The organism is Sanyastnella coralliicola (genome assembly GCF_030845195.1).
Taxonomy (GTDB): Bacteria; Bacteroidota; Bacteroidia; order Flavobacteriales_D; family Sanyastnellaceae; genus Sanyastnella; species Sanyastnella coralliicola.
On sequence record NZ_CP132543.1, the window covers coordinates 965,204 to 983,798 of the forward strand.

General features: G+C 45.5%; 17 protein-coding genes. 7 read left to right on the forward strand and 10 right to left on the reverse strand.

Annotated elements, in window-relative coordinates; genetic code table 11:
• Window positions 1-112: 112 nt before the first annotated feature.
• Entirely contained in the window at window positions 113-496 is a 384-nt protein-coding gene (locus RA156_RS04090) for a four helix bundle protein (protein WP_306643035.1), read from the forward strand.
• A 43-nt stretch (window positions 497-539) separates the two neighbouring features.
• Here RA156_RS04090 and cmk read toward each other — a convergent pair whose 3' ends face one another.
• From cmk to RA156_RS04110, 4 genes are all read right to left on the reverse strand, one after another.
• Entirely contained in the window at window positions 540-1,238 is a 699-nt protein-coding gene (gene cmk / locus RA156_RS04095) for a (d)CMP kinase (protein ID WP_306643037.1), read from the reverse strand.
• A gap of 56 nt (window positions 1,239-1,294) precedes the next feature.
• Window positions 1,295-2,326 (reverse strand): type IX secretion system protein PorQ, encoded by a 1,032-nt coding sequence (gene porQ, locus RA156_RS04100; protein ID WP_306643039.1) that lies wholly within the window; start codon window positions 2,324-2,326, stop codon window positions 1,295-1,297.
• A gap of 298 nt (window positions 2,327-2,624) precedes the next feature.
• Window positions 2,625-5,072 carry an endopeptidase La gene (gene lon, locus RA156_RS04105; RefSeq protein WP_434064825.1) on the reverse strand — a complete coding sequence of 816 codons (2,448 nt, stop codon included), beginning with the start codon at window positions 5,070-5,072 and terminating at the stop codon, window positions 2,625-2,627.
• Window positions 5,073-5,158: 86 nt separating this feature from the next.
• Window positions 5,159-6,352 carry a GlmU family protein gene (locus tag RA156_RS04110; RefSeq protein ID WP_306643044.1) on the reverse strand — a complete coding sequence of 398 codons (1,194 nt, stop codon included), beginning with the start codon at window positions 6,350-6,352 and terminating at the stop codon, window positions 5,159-5,161.
• Between the two features lie 140 nt (window positions 6,353-6,492).
• Between RA156_RS04110 and RA156_RS04115 the strand changes: the two genes are divergently transcribed.
• Both RA156_RS04115 and RA156_RS04120 read left to right on the forward strand, forming a co-directional pair.
• Complete coding sequence (locus tag RA156_RS04115) at window positions 6,493-7,377, forward strand: MerR family transcriptional regulator (protein ID WP_306643046.1); 885 nt, start codon at window positions 6,493-6,495, stop codon at window positions 7,375-7,377.
• A 162-nt stretch (window positions 7,378-7,539) separates the two neighbouring features.
• Entirely contained in the window at window positions 7,540-8,046 is a 507-nt protein-coding gene (locus RA156_RS04120) for an RNA polymerase sigma factor (RefSeq protein WP_306643048.1), read from the forward strand.
• Here RA156_RS04120 and RA156_RS04125 read toward each other — a convergent pair.
• On the reverse strand, window positions 8,043-8,798 hold the full coding sequence (locus tag RA156_RS04125; RefSeq protein WP_306643050.1) for a class I SAM-dependent methyltransferase: 756 nt from the start codon (window positions 8,796-8,798) through the stop codon (window positions 8,043-8,045). The two genes, RA156_RS04120 and RA156_RS04125, sit on opposite strands and share 4 nt — an antisense overlap.
• 150 nt (window positions 8,799-8,948) lie before the next feature.
• Between RA156_RS04125 and RA156_RS04130 the strand changes: the two genes are divergently transcribed.
• From RA156_RS04130 to RA156_RS04145, 4 genes are all read left to right on the forward strand, one after another.
• Window positions 8,949-12,098, forward strand: coding sequence for a choice-of-anchor L domain-containing protein (locus tag RA156_RS04130; RefSeq protein ID WP_306643052.1), 3,150 nt, complete (start codon window positions 8,949-8,951; stop codon window positions 12,096-12,098).
• A 103-nt stretch (window positions 12,099-12,201) separates the two neighbouring features.
• Window positions 12,202-13,542 (forward strand): sugar MFS transporter, encoded by a 1,341-nt coding sequence (locus tag RA156_RS04135; RefSeq protein ID WP_306643054.1) that lies wholly within the window; start codon window positions 12,202-12,204, stop codon window positions 13,540-13,542.
• On the forward strand, window positions 13,539-14,189 hold the full coding sequence (locus RA156_RS04140) for a chromophore lyase CpcT/CpeT (RefSeq protein ID WP_306643056.1): 651 nt from the start codon (window positions 13,539-13,541) through the stop codon (window positions 14,187-14,189). Before RA156_RS04135 ends, RA156_RS04140 begins: the two co-directional genes overlap by 4 nt.
• 140 nt (window positions 14,190-14,329) lie before the next feature.
• Window positions 14,330-14,482, forward strand: a complete 153-nt coding sequence (locus RA156_RS04145; RefSeq protein WP_306643058.1) for a hypothetical protein — start codon at window positions 14,330-14,332, stop codon at window positions 14,480-14,482.
• Here RA156_RS04145 and RA156_RS04150 read toward each other — a convergent pair.
• The 5 genes from RA156_RS04150 to aat form a co-directional block, all read right to left on the reverse strand.
• Entirely contained in the window at window positions 14,479-15,018 is a 540-nt protein-coding gene (locus RA156_RS04150; RefSeq protein ID WP_306643060.1) for a hypothetical protein, read from the reverse strand. The genes RA156_RS04145 and RA156_RS04150 overlap by 4 nt on opposite strands.
• A gap of 54 nt (window positions 15,019-15,072) precedes the next feature.
• Complete coding sequence (locus RA156_RS04155; protein ID WP_306643062.1) at window positions 15,073-16,749, reverse strand: DUF8614 domain-containing protein; 1,677 nt, start codon at window positions 16,747-16,749, stop codon at window positions 15,073-15,075.
• Between the two features lie 96 nt (window positions 16,750-16,845).
• Window positions 16,846-17,118, reverse strand: a complete 273-nt coding sequence (locus RA156_RS04160; protein WP_306643064.1) for a hypothetical protein — start codon at window positions 17,116-17,118, stop codon at window positions 16,846-16,848.
• A 154-nt stretch (window positions 17,119-17,272) separates the two neighbouring features.
• Window positions 17,273-17,815 (reverse strand): lysophospholipid acyltransferase family protein, encoded by a 543-nt coding sequence (locus RA156_RS04165; protein ID WP_306643066.1) that lies wholly within the window; start codon window positions 17,813-17,815, stop codon window positions 17,273-17,275.
• Window positions 17,812-18,510: a leucyl/phenylalanyl-tRNA--protein transferase gene (gene aat / locus RA156_RS04170; RefSeq protein ID WP_306643068.1), complete on the reverse strand. Its 699-nt coding sequence runs from the start codon at window positions 18,508-18,510 to the stop codon at window positions 17,812-17,814. The genes RA156_RS04165 and aat overlap by 4 nt, the downstream gene beginning before the upstream one ends.
• Window positions 18,511-18,595 lie beyond the last annotated feature (85 nt).

Sequence of the window (18,595 nt, forward strand, 5' to 3'; positions counted from 1 at the left end):
GGGATTGCCCGAGGGCAATCCTCTCTAAGCGTTCGTGGTGCGTTGATGAAACTTTGGGCGACAGAGGTAAAGTCATTTCTGAATGGAATCAGTCTTCGGATATATTCGGGGCATGAATGAAAGTAACTGGGAGCGTTTGTTGGTGTGGCAGAAGTCAATGATGATAGCCAAAGACTGCTATCATATCATTATGCCAATCAAGGAGGCCAAGGACTTTGGGTTTCACCAACACCTAATTAAAACCATGGTTTCTGTGAGTTCGAATATCGCAGAAGGAGCAGCAAGTGGCAGTCCGGCTGGATTTCATAAACATCTGAACCATGCAACGGGGTCAGCTGCAGAATTATCAACCCAACTCGATCTGACAGTTCAATTTGGATATACTTCAGCAGAAAAGGTAGAAAGAGTCAAGGAAGAAATCAAAGTGCTTATCAAGCAATTGAATGCTCTAAAAGCCAGCCTCAGAAGACGCCACAACCTAAGTCAAAAGTGGTAAACAGCCCCACGAACCACGAACCACGAACCACGAACAACGCACCTCAAGACGGAACAGCCAACACCTTATTCACATGATTCATCGCAAACACAAACTGCTCATCCATGGTAAGATTCGAGTTGTCAACTACCACGGCATCTTCGGCTTGGCGGAGTGGGTCAGTTGAGCGAGTTGAGTCAATTTGATCGCGTTGCTTGACGTTCTCTAGGACTTCTTCGTAAGTGACTTCGAGTCCGTTGTTTTTGAGTTCGTTGAAACGGCGTTGAGCGCGTACTTCTGGGTCAGCAGTCATGAAGAACTTCACCTCTGCGTCAGGGAGTACTACGGTCCCGATATCTCGGCCATCCATCACAACACCGCGTACTTCTGCCATACGCTGTTGAAGTTTTACAAGCTTCATGCGTACTTCAGGAATGGCAGCGACCGGACTAACGAATTTCGAAACCTGCATAGATCTGATCTCCTTCTCGACGTTCTTACCGTTAAGATGAGTTTCTGATCGCTTAGTGTCGGTATTGTACTTGAAAGTGATGTACGCGCTGTCGATCATTGCTTTTAGCTTGTCGACATTGAGTTCATCGTTGCGAATGAGATGACTTTTCAGTGCGAAGAGTGTCATCGCGCGATACATCGCACCTGTATCTATGTAGATATAGTTGAGTTCCTTTGCGATGGACTTGGCTAAGGTGCTTTTACCACATGATGAATAACCATCAATAGCGATGTTAATCTTCTTTCTCACTGGTCAGACTTTGACGCGAATATAACGGATTCAAGTCAGCCTTGGAAGCCTTCGCCTTACCAGTCTGTAAGCCTAGTGGTGATTGTGAAATGATTCGAAGGACCAGCGAAGTGATAGATCGCTCGACCGTAGCTCAGAGAGAACTTCTTAATTCTGAATCCAAGCCCCCATGAAAGTCCTGCTGTTCCCGGTCGGTCTTCAAGTTTGAGTTCTTGCCTTCGTCGATAATTGTAACCGAAATTGATCTTGAAGTTGTCTCCTAAAAGGAACTCTGTTCCGAAGATCACGTGGCGCATCAATTTGTCGCCAAATTCGAAGTTGTTGTCTTCAATTATCTCTCCTGTAATCGGGTCTACTACCACTACGTTGTCTTCTGGAGTAGTCAGGTCCCAACGCTGGAGTTGGTCAAATACTACCGAGAATCGGAATGGTGCGTGCTTTAAGCGTTTGCTAATTCCGATCTGGAAGTTCACTGGAAGCGTGTCACGCACTCCATCTCTATAACCATCAAGTTGAAGTCCGAGGTTGCGCACTACCAATGAAGCGGTCAAGTTGCGCTTTGGATTGATGTAGGTAACACCTCCGTCTAAAGCAACGCCCCAGGCATCATAGCTTTCAAGGTTGCTGTAGATGAACTTCAGGTTAACCCCTGCGGTGAAGAGCGAATCAATAGGCTTCGCTGCACCTAAAACCAAGGCGTAGTCTCCAGCTCGAAAGCTTCCGACATCAAGTCCGTTAGCATCGCGAGCGGTGAAGTTCCCGTAGTCTACATACTGGATATGTCCGGCGAGTGTGATGTCAGTGCTATCCAAATGGTGCGCATAGGATGCGAATCCCAAATTGATGTTGCTGAAGTAGTTCACATAACTCAACGAGGTAGATTGATGCGTCGTTGAATCGAGCAATGACGGATTGTATAACGCAAGATTCAGGTCTCCATCTGCGATCGCAGGAAGCGCACCTCCCATGGCTGCTACACGAGCAGAAGCAGGAATGTCAAGGGAATTGAAGACGCTTTGTCCGCCCAATTGAGCGAGCAAGGCCACTGGCGCCATGGCCAGCATGAGTATGATAGAGAGTCTCTTCACGGAATTGGTTAACTGGCTTGAAAACGGTGCTTCTACCGAGTTATTGTGATGCGCAAGTTACTACCTTCTGTCAATCCTGACGAATGTCAAGGACTCCTATGATGATGGTCAAGGAAGCTTAATAGATATGGTAGCACTTTTGAAGCGGTATAACGAAAGACATCCGCCACATACAAGTTTCTCGTCCTAAGGTATCGATTACCTCACTCATGAAAGGCGGATGAACTTTTGAAGCGCAAGCAAAAAATAAGCCGACTCTGAGCGCAGAGTCGGCTTGTTATTTTATTGTCTTTCAGCCTTATGCTACCTTCAGTGGATTCACCACTTTCTCTTTAAGCAGGGCTTTGTCAATCACATCAATCATCTCCTTCACGTAGTGGAATTTCAATCCTTTCAAGTAACGCTCATTGATTTCCTCAATATCTTTTTGGTTGCGTTCTGAGAGGATGATCTCTTTGATTCCTGCACGTTTTGCCGCGAGAATCTTTTCTTTGATTCCACCGACGGGAAGAACTTGCCCTCGCAAGGTGATTTCACCCGTCATGGCGAGGTATTTCTTCACTTTCTTTTGAGTGAAGGCCGACGCCAAGGCAGTAAGAATCGTAATACCTGCTGAAGGACCATCCTTTGGAATGGCGCCTTGTGGGACGTGAATGTGTACGTTCCATTTGTCGAAGACTTCTTGTTCCATTCCTAGATGTTCTGAATGCGCCTTCAAGTATTCCATGGCCAGCATGGCAGACTCCTTCATGACTTCTCCGAGGTTTCCTGTGAGCGTGAGTTTCCCCTTTCCTTTGGTGAGAGAAGTCTCAATGAATAGAATGTCGCCACCAGTGGGTGTCCAGGCTAATCCTGTGACAACACCTGCGTGCTCGTTGTCTTTGTACTTGTCTTTTTCACGACTAGCACCCAAGATTTTGTGGAGATGTTCCGTACGAACTTCGGTATCGAACTTTTCTTCAAGGGCAATTTCCTTTGCTCGGTTACGAACGATCTTCCCAATACGTTTTTCCAGTCCACGAACACCACTTTCGTTGGTGTATGCTTCAACTACTTGTTCGAGTGCTTCCTGAGAGAAGGAGATGTGGCTTTCATCAAGTCCGGTTTCCTTCAGGTGTTTAGGGATGAGGTGACGACGAGCAATTTCAACTTTCTCTTCCACCGTATATCCCGTGACTTCGATGATCTCCATACGATCGCGAAGGGCCGGTTGAATGGTAGAAAGGTTGTTACACGTTGCAACGAACATCACTTTGCTGAGGTCGTAATCGACCTCCAAGTAGTTGTCGTAGAAGGTGCTGTTTTGTTCAGGATCAAGTACCTCCAAAAGTGCCGATGACGGATCACCGTGCATATCGCGGGTAAGCTTGTCAATCTCATCCAACACGAAGAGTGGATTCGAAGTGCCAATCTTCTTCAGGTTTTGAATGATCCGACCAGGCATCGCTCCGATGTAAGTCTTACGGTGTCCGCGGATTTCTGCTTCGTCACGTAAACCACCCAGACTCATGCGGACGTATTTACGACCGAGGGCTTCTGCCACACTTTTTCCAAGACTAGTTTTACCAACTCCGGGAGGTCCGTACAGACAAATGATAGGTGCTTTGAGGTCACCTTTGATCTTCAACACGGCCAAGTGCTCGATGATGCGCTCTTTTACCTTTTCTAGTCCGTAGTGATCACGGTCAAGGATTTCTTGCGCGTGCTTCAGGTCGAAGTTGTCTTCAGAATACTCTTCCCAAGGAAGGTCAAGTAGCATGTCAACGTAGTTCGTCTGAACTGAGAACTCCGCACTCTGAGGATTCATGCGTTCCAGCTTCTTGAGCTCTTTCAAGAACACGCCTTCTATTTCTTCGTTCCACTTCTTTTCAGCGGCGCGTTTCTTCTTGTCTGCAATCTCTTCGGCTACAGGGTTGTTTCCAAGTTCTTCCTGGATCTGCTTCATCTGCTGATGCAAGAAGTACTCTCGCTGCTGCTTGTCGATATCGACTTTCACTTTCGACTGAATGTCGTTTTTCAACTCAAGCATTTGAAGCTCCTTGTTCAGCAACTCCAACGCGCGCTCAGCACGTTCTTTCAGATCGGTCATCTCAAGCAACTTCTGCTTTTCAGTGACATCAACACTCATGTTAGAAGAGATGAAGTTCACTAGGAAGGAGAGGCTTTCGATGTTTTTGATCGCAAAACCGGCTTCGGTCGGGATGTTCGGAGAAATGTTGATGATCTTCAGCGCGAGCTCTTTCAAACTATCGTGTAGCGCGGCCTTTTCCTTTTCGTCAGCGCCTGATTTGGCTTCGTCGAACTCTGTAATCTTGGCTTTGAAGAACGGCTGCTCTTGGATCATTTCAGTCCACTCGAATCGCTTCTTTCCTTGAATGATAACCGTTGTACTTCCATCAGGCATCTTTAGCATTTTCACTATGCTAGCTACCGTCCCTACTTGGTGAAGGTCTTCTCGATTCGGCTCCTCGATCTGTGCATCTTTCTGTGCCACCACACCGATGATCTTGTCTTTCTTATGGGCTTCATTGATCAAACGAATAGACCGATCTCGGCCTACAGTGATTGGAATGACGACACCAGGAAAGAGAACTGTGTTGCGAAGGGGGAGAAGAGGAATCTCTTCTGGGGCCTTTTCGCGGTGCATCGCCTCTTCGTCTTCTTGCGAGATCAAAGGAATGAAGTCATGATCTTGCATATCAGACAAGGCGAATTCTATATCGTTGTTGAATTTCATTTCGGTCATTTTGTCATTTCCCTAGCGGGGAAACGCATATGCACCCATAAGGTCAAAGGGTGTGCCATTCAGTAGGAACTGAAATATTGTCGGACTTACCCTCGGAATGTGGCGGAATTGTCAAAAATCGACCGAAGAAGTGTCACATCTTCTGGAGTGAGATCGACCTTTCGTCTTGCCATCATTCGTGTAGCTGTTTCCATGGCCTTATCGAAGTCGTAGGTCTGGAAACCATCACTTCCTCCCCATGAGAACGAGGGGATAAACTTCGGAGGGAAGTCTCCGCCATAGATGTTAGCGCTCACACCAACGACCGTACCCGTATTAAACATGGTATTAATTCCACATTTGCTATGGTCACCCATGATGAGTCCGCAAAAGGTTAATCCGGTCGACTCAAATTGTTTGTTGGCGTAATTCCAGACCTTGACTGGTCCGTAGTTGTTCTTCAGATTGGATGTATTCGTATCTGCACCGAAGTTGCACCATTGTCCAATAACTGAATTGCCTACAAAACCATCATGTCCCTTATTCGAGTAGCTGTGGAAGATGCTGTTTGAGATCTCTCCACCCACTTTACACCAAGGACCAATGGTCGTTGCGCCGTATATTTTTGATCCTGCTTTTACGGTGGCATGATCGCAGATCGCGATGGGTCCGCGCAGCACGCTGCCTTCCATCACATGGGCATCAGCGCCAATGTAAATAGGACCATCAGTGGTATTTAGCCATGCGCCTTCTACCGTTGCTCCTTCTTCAATGAATACGAGTGCCGGATCGCCAATAATCATTGAGGTTGGATCGAGTGCGGCAGAGACTCTACCGTAAGAAGCGCGTTTGAAATCTTCTTGAATGGCGATATGGTTCTTTGCAAATAGGTCAGGAATCTGTTCTATGATCTCTATTCCTTCTTCTATCGCTATCGCGGAATGGCTTGTTGGCACACCATCGGCTGGCGACCATGATTGTAGCTGTTCCTCCGAGAGTCGCAAAGCGATGACGGTGTCTCCTTGAACGAGGCATTGATCTGCTTCCAGATCGTTGAGCGTTTTTCGTAATCCGAAGTTCGGGAGAACGCGAGCGTTGATTAACAGATTTTCCGCGCTAGCGTTTAAAGAAAACAGGCCTTGAAGCGCAGCATTTGTGTGAAAACCCACCTTAGATGACAATATATCTTCCCATTGTTCTGCCATGGTGTTGATACCAATGCGAAGGTCCCCAATTGGTCGAGTCAGTGTAAGCGGTCGAAATCGAGGTGCAAGATGGTCATCAAAGAGTATAGTATGCATAGCAGAGCATTCGCTTGAATTGAAAGTCGTGTGTTGTCAACACTTAGCGCAAGATAAGTCAAAGGGAACGCAATTGCGGTATGTTCTTTTTTGAAACATTTTCGTACAACTGTTGTTATAGTTGACGATCAGTTAGAGTAATGCAAGAATTTTCGATTAAAGATCTCGAGTCTTTCACCGGGATCAAGGCGGGTACTATTCGTATTTGGGAGCAGCGGTATGGCATTCTCGAACCAAAGCGCACGTCTACAAATATTCGATACTATACAGACAAAGATCTCAAGAAGTTGTTGAACGTTAGCGTTCTTGCAGAGCTTGGGTATAAGATATCGCGCATTGCTGACATGCCTGAGCAGGAGATGCAGAAGATTATTCGTGAAGCGAATAATGTCGATACCAAAGAACAGCACTATTTAAACATGCTAAAGATCTCGATGCTGAATTACGACGAAGAGTTGTTCTACAGCGTTGCGAACAGTTATATTGAGGAGAATGGAGTAGAAGCAACATTTGTGAAGCTTTTCATGCCATTTATGACTCAGGTGGGCATTCTTTGGCTCACGAGTGCTATTTGTCCTGCGCAAGAGCATTTCATCTCAAACCTCATTCGTCAAAAGATTTTTTCGCTCATTGACGGCATGGAAGGAAGGTACGATGTGCCTGATAAGCTCTTTATCATGTACCTGCCAACAGGTGAGATCCATGACATCAGCCTCTTGTTGATTCATTACATGGCGAAAGCACGTGGCTTCCGCAGCATTTTCCTAGGACAAAGTGTTCCGTTCGAAGACCTTGTGCAGGTAGTAAAGAAATATGCCGGAGCGACTTTTGTATCATATTCTACAACTTCACCTTCAACAAAACACGTGAAGCAGTATTTAGACCGCATTGAACGTGAGTTTGCCCAGTATGACTGCACTTTCCACCTAGCAGGGCGTACATTAAGTGAAGTTGAATCTGAGAGCGATAGCTTCATTAAGGTATACAAGAATGGGCAGGAGCTCATTCGCTCAATCTTCGCGTAAACCCCAGTAATTGTAGTGTTTACACTTTCGGGAAACGTCCCTCAGCGTTCCACGAATGCACTTTCCGTGTTTAAAGAATATGTTAAATGCTTCAACAAAAATTTGGAGCGTATCTAGTTTTGTGTAATCTTTGTATCGGAAAGTTAAACAAACACTTGCAACATGTCCACGGTAGAATTCAATAACTTACTTATCAGCCACAGAGAGTTTCTTCGTGGCTTCGCATTCAGTTTCACGCGTAACTCAGAAGACGCGGACGATCTGATCCAAGACACTTTTGTTAAAGCCCTTCGTTACAAGAACAACTTTAAGGAAGGGACGAATATCAAAGGATGGTTGTTTACCATCATGCGCAACATCTTCATCAATAATTATAAGCGTAAGAAGTTTCAGAACACCATTACTGATTCAACAGACAACAATTACTTCATCAATGCGTCACAGGATTACAGCTTTGACTCTGTAACAACGCAGATTAATGAAAAAGACATTCGCGGAGCAATCACGTCACTCAATAAAGAGTTTCGTGTGCCATTCACTATGTTCGTGGAGGGTTACCACTACGACGAAATCGCCGATACGCTCGGTATCCCAATGGGAACAGTGAAGAGCCGTATTTTCCATGCTCGTAAGAAGCTTGGGGCGAAACTGGAAGATTACCGTCGCTAATTAGATAAGCGAACCAGGTAGTCATAGTGTGGACCTTCGGCTATCAGGTCAAAGGCTAGACCAGCCTTCTGGGAACAATATTCGAGCAAATCAGGGTCAGGATAGATCCAATCAAAGTTGCTTCGGAGTTCCTTCCATTCCAGTTCAAAGTGAACATTTCCGTAATAGTTATTGAGAAGGAGAGGCGAAGGCTTCTCCTTTTTTATTTCCTCATCATAATTCTCTGGAACATCTTTCAAATAGGAGATGTCAGAAGTGTCTCCTAAGATTTGAGCTCCTGGCTTCATCAAGGTTTTGGCATGTTGAAGCATTCGAATCGTGCCTTCCACATTTTGCCCCATTCCGAAGCCGTTCATCAATAGCAGAATGGTGTCAAATTGGCTTCCCTTGTGGCTAAAAAAATCAGCGTGAATCACCTCTTTCAACCCACGCTCTTTCATGACTTCACAACCTCCTTGAGAAATCTCTAAGGAACTGACATTGAGTCCGTTTTGTTGAAGTACAAGCGAATGACATCCAGCCGCCGCTCCGACGTCCAACGTGCTTCCTTCGCACAGGTCAAGCGCGATCAATTCTAACTGCGGCATTTGCTCTGTTGAGCGAAAGAAATAGCCTGGATCAAGAGGATCTTGTTCCTCTCCATCAATTTTTACTGAAATCGCATCACTTTCTCCCTTGGCTAGGAACTCAAGAAATGACTGGCCGAATAAGTCCACTTTTTGCTCGTTTTGGACCCCAAAAATAGTATTCACAAACGGTAGATTTCACGCTACTTTGCTCATATTCTGCAACTATATGAACAATAGGATTGGAATTCAGTGAAATAAACCTTGTGTTTTCATGCAACCTATGTCGTATTTTTGATGTCTAGTGTGTGTATTGCGTTAGAACCTATTGACCTTATGAAGCAACGATACCTGAAATTACTCGCCTTTCTTCTTCTTATCCCCGGGATTGCCGCGGCTCAGCCTACGGTAACATCGGGCCTAACGCTAGAAGAATATGTGAATGAAATTCTCCTCGGTTCCGGGGTGACGGCATTCAACATTACCTACACAGGTGACGAAAACCAAGTTGGTTACTTACAAAATGCTGAAGATACTGGCCTTCCTTTGACTGAAGGACTTGTACTTTCTTCAGCATACGCTTCCAACCTTTCGTGTGAAACATTTGAGGATGTACCATTCGGAAGTGGAGTATCTGGTGACCAAGATCTCGTAGACATCGCGAACTCTGTACCGGGAATGATCGGACAGAACTTCAACGTAAGCTCGGCAAATGACCTCTGTATCCTAGAATTTGATTTCGTTGCAACAGGTGATACAGTGAAGTTCAACTACATCTTCGGTTCAGACGAATACCTAGAGTGGGTGAACTCTTCGTTTAACGACATCTTCGCATTCTTCCTATCCGGACCTGGTATTACTGGGCCGTATGATAGTCCAGCAGGATTCCCTGACGGAGCGGTTAACATTGCACAGGTTCCTAACACTGACCCACCACTTCCTGTAACGGTATCATCAGTAAACGATCAGTTGAATGATGAGTACTACATCGACAACTTCAACAATGATGGTGTTTGTCAGGATGGATACACAACAAAACTAGAAGCAATCCACGAAGTAATCTGTGGAGAGACTTACCATATCAAACTCGCCATCGCAGATGGTACTGATACGGCTCTTGAGTCGATCGTAGTACTTGAGGCAGGGTCGTTTACATCAAACTCAGTTGTTCAGGTAGACTTGAGTATTGACGTAGGTGGACCAGATGCAGACACGATGTTTGAAGATTGTGGTGAAGCAACATTGACATTTACTCGTCCGATCGAAACAGTGCTTGAGATCGAAGAGATGGTAATCATCGAATACCAAGGAGAAGGAATCAACGGTGTAGATTACACCTTGCTTCCAGATACGGTGGTCTTTGCACCGGGTGTTGAAAGCGTAAGTTTCACGCTTGATGCCTTCGAAGATGGTTTAGCCGAGGGAATAGAGCTCGTCCAATTTGAGATCCTCAATCTCGCCGCCTGTAACGGAGACGGTTTGACCTCTTACTTCGAATTCTACATCGCAGATGAACCAGAACCACTCGTAGTCGAAGGTTACACCGTTGAAATGTGTGTAGGCGCAGGCGTAGAACTTGAGCCAATCATCACCGGTGGTTACGGAAACTTCGTATACGACTGGTCAACTGGTGACGATACACCAACAATTGACGTTGATCCAGATGTAACCACGATCTACAACGTGATCGTTGGAGATACATGTGGAATGCAACCAGATGACGCTGACATTGAAGTGATCGTTCTGGATCTTCCTCCACTCGAGGTATCTATTGACAACGGAGACATCACTCTAGACTGTAACGGAAGCGAATTCATCACAGCAACAGCTACTGGTGGAGACGGTGCATACAGCGGATGGACATGGGAGAATGAAGAAGACAATAACCTCTTCGGTTTTGGAAACTCACTCTTCTTCGGTTCATGGCAAGATGCTGAGTGGATTGTCGTAACGGTTGAAGATGGTTGTGGCTTTGTCGCCCAGGATTCGGTAGAAGTCTCCTTCAACATTCCAGAACTGATCATTGACCTCCCGGAAGAGATGACCGTTCTCTGTGGCGAGAACTTCGATATTGACCCGAACGTCTCGGGAGGACAAGCACCATACTTCTACAACTGGACAGAAGGATTCAACTGGATCAGTGGAAACGAAATCTTGAATTACTCTACAGAAGTAGACATTACACTTACTTTCAATGCTTCTGATGGCTGTGGACAGAACGAGTCGGCAGAAATAGAAATCATCGTTGAAAGCCCAGCTGTTACGGTGACGCTTCCAGAGGAATTCATTGGTCCTTGTACTGAAGTCTTTGATATCGATGCCGTGATTGACGGAGGTTCAGGAGGCTTCGAATACACATGGACAGTCAACGGAGAATTCTATGACACGGGGGCTTCGATTGATTTCCAAAGCGACGTTGATGCGGTAATTGGAGTTGACGTAGTTGACCAATGTGGTGCTGCAGACAATACTTCAACGAACATCATCATTGAAAACCCTCCATTGGAGATTGAGCTTGGTGAAGACATCAATGCAAGTTGTGTAGATAACACGGCGATTACTGTAGATATCCTCAGTGGTTCTGGTGGCTACACTTACGAGTGGATGGTTGCGGATACCATGTTTGCTACGTCTGAAGACATCGTGCTACAGTCATTCAACACAGTCCCAGTAGTGGTGAACGTTCAAGATGCCTGTGGAGGAAGCAACTCAGATAACCTTCTGTACATCATTCCAGATATTCCACTTGATATCACGGTTACAGCAGATACATCACTTTGTGCTGGAGACGGAATGTCGCTTTCAGCTCTTGCTGATGGGGGAGAAGGCGGTTTCTTCTATTACTGGCCAGAACTTGGTGAGTACGGTGAAGACCAATACATTGTGCCTTACAACACCGAAACATATGAAGTCATTGCTACAGACATTTGTGGTGAGTCGATCACAGCAGATGTTAATGTAGAGGTACAGTACTTGTTCTCGAACTTCACGGCTTCAAATAATGGCGACAACGCCTACGAGTTCTTTGCAACTCCAGAACCAGAATGCGAAATGTGTGAGTACCTATGGAACTTTGGGGATGGCAGCACTTCAACACTGGAGAATCCTTCACACACGTTTGATGGACTCGACGAATACGTAACTAGTCTGACTGTTACCAACGCCATTGGATGCACAGATTCAACATCGATTCTGATCATTAATCCAATCATTCTGTACGTTCCAAATGCATTCACACCGAATAACGACGGAATCAATGACGTCTTCCTAGCATACGGAAGCGGTATCCTAGGATTCCAGATGACGATCTTCAACCGCTGGGGTGAAGTAGTATTCGAATCAGATGACATCAACACTCCTTGGACCGGAAATCACCAGAGCGGTGGATACTACGTTCCAGATGGAGAATACTCTTACGTGGTGAAGGTGAAAGGAATTGACACCGATGCGTATGAACGCAAAGGACACATTACTGTCCTGCGTTAGACGAATTATATAGTTAGAAAGAGCCGAGTTTTGAGACTCGGCTTTTTTTGTGCTTCTTAGCCGTCTTAAACCACTACTGAGAACTACCAATCGCATTTTTACCATGACCCAAACCAATCAGAAACTCAAGGGGGCGTTTATTGCTGTCACCTCTTTGTTCTTTATATGGGGATTCATCACCGTGCTGGTGGATGCTTTGATCCCTCGATTAAAAGAAGTTTTTGAATTAGAGTATTGGCAAGCTGGCCTAGTTCAGTTTGCTTGGTTTACCGCGTATGGACTGGTCAGTATACCAGCCGGTATTTACCTAAGCCGTACGAGCTACAAACGAGGAATTGTTACTGGTCTTCTGATCGCAGGAGTGGGATGTTTAACCTTCTATCCAGCAGCAGAGTTTAGGGTCTTCGGAATCTTTCTAGCAGCTTTGTTCATCTTGGCTTCGGGGATCACGGTGTTGCAGGTGGCAGCCAATCCATATATATCTGTCTTAGGAGCTCCAGAAGGAGCAGCAAGTCGCTTGAATCTAGCCCAAGCCTTCAATAGCTTAGGAACAACAATAGCACCGCTGATTTCGGCTGCTTTTCTGCTTAGTGATAAGATTTATACGACGGATGAGCTGAATGTATTGAGTGAGTCTGAAAGCGCAGCCTACTATGCTTCAGAGGCTTCAGCGGTGCAAATGCCTTTCGCGTTGCTTGCCTTATCGTTGATAGGGTTGGCTGTAATATTCCGATTTGTCAAGCTTCCGAATATTATCTCTGGAGATCATATTTCTCTTCAGAGCGTCAAAACAGTTCTAAGCAATCGACGCTTGATGTTTGGTGCCCTTTGCATCTTCGTATACGTAGGCGCGGAGGTGGCGATTGGGTCATTCTTGACGAACTATTTCATTGATCTAGATATCTATCACAGTGTCATGCAGAATGACACGATGACGAGCATCCTAGGCTTCATCTCTACCAATTTCAACGGTAAAGAATTGGCAGCGCTTGATGCGAAAGGGGTCGTAGGAACCTTTGTGTTCTTCTATTGGGGATCTGCGATGTTAGGTCGTTTCGTAGGCGCAGGTCTTATGAGTAAGATTGACCCAGGCCTCATTCTTTCCATCTTTGGAATCGGAGCCATTGGACTGGTGTTGTGGTCAATCTCAAGTGTAGGTTTCACAGCAATGTTCGCGATCCTAGGTGTGGGCTTCTTCAACTCTGTAATGTTCCCTACAATTTTCAGTATGTCGATCGAAAAACTGGGGGATAACAAACCTGAAGGATCGGGAGTGTTGTGCACTGCTATTGCGGGTGGGGCATTCATTCCGCCGCTCGTAGGTAGTTTACGAGATGCGCACGGAACATTCGAATCAGCCTTTATTCTTCCAATCTTCTGTTACGCGATCATTTTTACATTTGCCCTCGTATATAGACGTCGTTCTTCAAAAGCACTAGCATGAAATTCAACTTTCCAATCTCAATAACTCTTCTTTCTAGTTTTTTCTTTTTCGCTTGCGCGGAATCGGATACTCCTCCAGCGAGTGAGACCGAAGTAACGGTGAATCATTTCGACACCTTGAAGCATTGGATGACTGGTTCATTCAATAGCTCGCTACAAGCGCAGAACGATTCGGATTACTATGATATCAGTCTAGAGATGCACGAAGTATGGAAAGAAGACCCATCAACGTGGATTTACGTTGAACAGGCCTTGTCTTCAGCTAAAGATCGTCCTTACCGTCAGCGTGTATACCGACTAGATCAAGAAGACAGCATATATCAGTCATTCATCTACGAATTCAACGATCCATCAATCTATACAGGGCAATGGAATAACGATTCTCTATGGAGCGCAATTACACCTGATTCCGTCTTATTGAAAGAAGGGTGTGAGGTATCATTGCTCTGGGATGAAGCAAATCATGTCTTCGCAGGTGCTACTGACAGCGCTACATGTATGTCAACACTTCGTGGAGCTTCCTTTGCGACATCGATCGTAACAGTTTATCCAGAAGCCATCAATTCATGGGACCGAGGATTCGATTCGACAGGTGCGTATGTTTGGGGGGCTGAGAAAGCCGGCTACGAATTCATCCGACAGGAGTAGTTCGGGTAGACCACTTTTTACTTGTATCCATACAGGAACTTGATGATTGTCAGAACCTTTTCAATTGTTAAATGTTCCTTATATGATAGAATCGGGATATTAATTCCGTTCCTTAGTATGACAACAGAGTAATTAGTGATATGGCAACGCGCAGAAAGAAAAAAGTGGTAAAGATTCCAGAGCCGAATATCCGTGTTCGACTAGATTCCAAAACAGTGATCACACTGAAGGACGCAAGCAAGCTTGAGTTCTGGAAACAACGTTACCCGAAATTGGTAGTGCTGGAAGGTTAATCCAGCCGAGCATCGAGCACCGCCTCGATCTCCTCCATTTTCTTCTCAGAATACAGCCCTTTCGTGGCATAGATGATCGTACCTGATTCATCAATGATAAACAGGTAAGGCAAGTCCTTTTTGTCCATCTTCAAAACATCCACGTAGGGATCCATGCTTCCTTTGTAAAACAACAGGTAAGGGAAGAGGTCTTTCCTATTGCTTTCCTTCATCTTCTTCATAGAAACGTCGTAGGCCGCTTTCTTGGCCCCTGTGTACATCGGTACGAAGTAAAAGTTCACATCATAGAGGTGGTCCATGATACCGCGTTTTAAGACAAACTTGTCGAACATCGGTTCGTACCAAGTTTTGAGCGTAGCTTCTGACTTTTTCGAGTAGGCCATTCCAACGATGGTAATTTTATCGCCTGTGTCGGTTGGAATCGTAATCTGAGTGCCTTCTAAAGACTCTCCTTGTAGTTCTGGGAACTGTTCTCCTTGTTGTGCAAAGCTCACTACCGAAAGGAGGCAAAGCCCAAGTACGAATACGTTTTTCATGTGCAGGTTTTAATACTAACAGTGGTCCGTTTACCTAGAGTATAGTTCTATTGATTACAGTCCGAGAACCGCGCTTCCTTGTTGGAATACGATATCAACTGGAATGCCGGCAGCATCAATGCGATCAAGATCCGCTTGAAGGGCCGGGCCAATATTCCCTTTTTCCTCCATCAATGAGGTTACTCCTTCGTAGTCGCCTTCTCCTTGTAGCTGCAGAATCAATGCACTCAGGCTTTCAGTGGCTTCCACCATTTTGTCGAAATCAACACTGTAGGTGCCCGAAGCTTCGTCGTATGAGAATGCTCCAGCCTCCTTGAAGTAATTGAAGCGAAGCATGTTGGCCTTACCATGGGCGCTACTCGCTCCAAAACGCACAGAACGGAAGATTCCAGCCAAGAAAGTAACATAGTTGTCCATCACTTCGCCTTCTTCAATCTCACCCATTTCAAAAAGTCTAGTCACCATCCAAAGTCCAAGGATGTCTGCTTTTCCTTCTTCCAATGCTGAAGCTCGGTCTTTTAATGCTTCGCGTACCGTTCCGTTTCCGTTCACCGTGTTTTTGATACCGAGTCCGTGCGCTACCTCGTGGAACATGGTGTTTCCGAAGAAGGCAGGGAAGGTGATGTGCTTACGCTGGTCTTCAGCGATCAATACATCCGCAATCGGTACCAGGATCTTGTCGAACTTGGCTTGCATGGCGTTTTTCAACTGTGAACGTCGAGTTCCTGTGCTTTGCTGAATTCCTTCATCATTCGGAAGGTTTACTGCAATGGTTTTGCTTCCTGCGTTACAGTCACCAGCATAGAACACTACGTCGTATGCGTTCAACTGTGCCTTCCCACCAATCGCATCTTGCTTGTACTTTTCGTCACAAGGAAGTTCTTTCTGTAGTTGTGGTAGGAGATCTTTATACCGAGATAGGCGCTCGCTCCAAGCTAAGTCTTTCACCAATACGTAGGCTTCGTAAGCTGCCTTGTAACCGTATAATTTGTCTTCGTAGTTCTCAATTGGGCCAATAATGATGTCAAGGTGGTTGTCTTCTAGTGACAACCAAGCAATATCACTTGCATTGTAGCGGTCATTCATTAAGGCTTCTGCTCGCGATTCGAGGTACAGCTTGAAGCTTGGGTTCTGAGAGTATCCTGATGCTTCACGAAGGAGAGCGGCAGCTTTAGCTACCTCTTCAGCGTATGCTTCGTGGTAATACTGGTGCATGAGGGCACCCGTTGAATCACGCTTCACCAAAGTGTACAAGCTCGTTTTGTATGGATTCTCCCATGCTTCGAACTCTTCTTTTGTCATATCCTCCGGATAGAACTGAGCTCCCAACGGCTTTTCACCATATCCTTTGATGAAAGGTTTGTTGTCGTCTAGTCGATCCCAAGGGCCGTAGTTGATCTCTGCGTATCGACGCGTAAGCTCATCCGGCATTTGCTCAAGAAGAGCGTCTTTGTTACCGAATGATTGCTTCCAGAAAAGGCCATCCATAATCGCAGCTGCTTCAATGAGCAACGGCAAGATCTTCTTGTCCTCCTCGGTGAGTAGTGACATGTCAGTTGTCAGCTCAAAGTTGGTGTAAGTTGGGTTGGCATTTGGATCAAGGAGTGATTCCATGACCATCAAATCCGATGCAGTATCATCTGCATTGGTCGTTTCAGATTCAGAAGTAGTTCCACATCCAATGAGGATGAGTGCCGCCAAAAAGGAGCTTAAAAGCGATTGAAGTTTCATGATAGCTGATTAAGGACTTCGAAGTTAGGTGAAGCAGGGTATAAAAAGAAGAGGCACCTGCTATGCGGTGCCTCTACTTGAAATTTGAAAGCATGTTTACGATGCCACACTGAACTCCTGTGCTGGAGCGAAAGAGAGAACCTCTCTTCCTTTTCGTGTGAGCATGTAACCTTCTTTGTTTTGGATGAGGTCTTCGATGTACAAACGAGTCACGCGTTCGCCGATGCGAGCTTGACCAATGTTCAACGATTTGTCATCCTCAATGCGTTTCCAAAAATTCTTTTCGATGTCGTTCAGTCGGATGTAGCTTCCGAATTGTTGTTTATACGAGTGGATCACGTCCAGGATCATGTAGTCGTACTTATCCATTGGGCTTAGAATTTTGGAGGTTAATACAGTCGTTTAGGTGCTGAAAGAGGGTGCATTCTTTCTAGGTTCAGCGGTTCGAAAATAGAAAAGTCAACTTGTCAACCAAGCCTCGGTTCATAACTTTCTATTCACAAATTATTAACGTTCGAGATCGCTATTCGCTATCGTCCATAAAATGAAGGTAGTAGTTGTGGAAGTAGCTCCTCACATATGCCATATCGCGGTCTTCAAACTTCGTCAAGCTGAACGGATTGTGGAACTTTACCATTTTCGTGCGGTGATCAAAAGCCACTAAAACTAGCGGAGAATCGGTTTTTCGAACCACATCATAGAAGAGATCATTCCCATCCGGATCTAGGTTGCCAGGGGTGTTGAAAGGGATGACGATACACACGCGATTACGTTCGGTAATTTTGTTGATGAGACGCTTTTTCGTCTTTTCAGGATTGTTGAAATCTACTTTGATACCACCGATTCTTTTCCACAACCAGCTGGAGTACCATTTCCATAATTTTTGGTCAATGGCCACGCGCATCTTGAAGCGTGTTAAGTGTTGCACAGCCAAACCAATCAAGATGTCTTTGTAGCCCGTTTGAGGGCCCATGACAATGATGACCTTATTCAATCGCTTTGGTAACGTCCCAACGAATCGCCACTTGTTGCGTTTGAACCACTTGACTGATAGTTCACGAATCATTTCAGATGCTCTTCCAGGAATTCCCAGTTGCCTTTCAAGGTAGGTTGCTTCAATGACTTATTCAACTCATCAAGAAACAATTGACGTGGGATGTGAGTCGCACCCATCCGACCAAGATGATCGTTGTAGATCTGACAATCGATGATTTCGAAGCCTTCTTCTTTTAGCGCTCTACCCATAGAAATCAACGCCACTTTACTCGCATTGCTGGCTTCTGCGAACATCGATTCTCCAAAGAACATGTTCCCTAAGGATATACCGTAAAGTCCACCTACCAGTTTGTCGTCTTGCCATACTTCCACAGAATGAGCTACGCCCAGTTCATGCAAGGTCAGATAAGCCTCAATGATATCTCCATTGATCCAAGTGCCGTCTTGCCCCGGACGTTCAACCCTTCGGCAACCATCCATGACATTCACAAATGCTCGATCAAAAGTCACCTTGAACTTCTTTTGATTCAAGACGTTCCGCATGCTCTTGCTAACCTTGATTTCATCAATGTATACCACACACCGTGGATCCGGCGACCACCAAAGAATAGGGTCTGGCGGACTAAACCAAGGAAAGATTCCGGATTCATATGCCAACAACAATCGATCAGCATCCAAATCCCCACCAACAGCCAACAAGCCATCCTCATTCGCAAACAGCGGATCAGGAAAAACTAAGTCATCGGTGAGCATGAAAACTGGCATGGGGGCAAAAGTATTAACGACAGTCGATAAACTATAATCTATGATCTATAACCTCGACCATTGGAGGCCCAGGATTATTATTAGA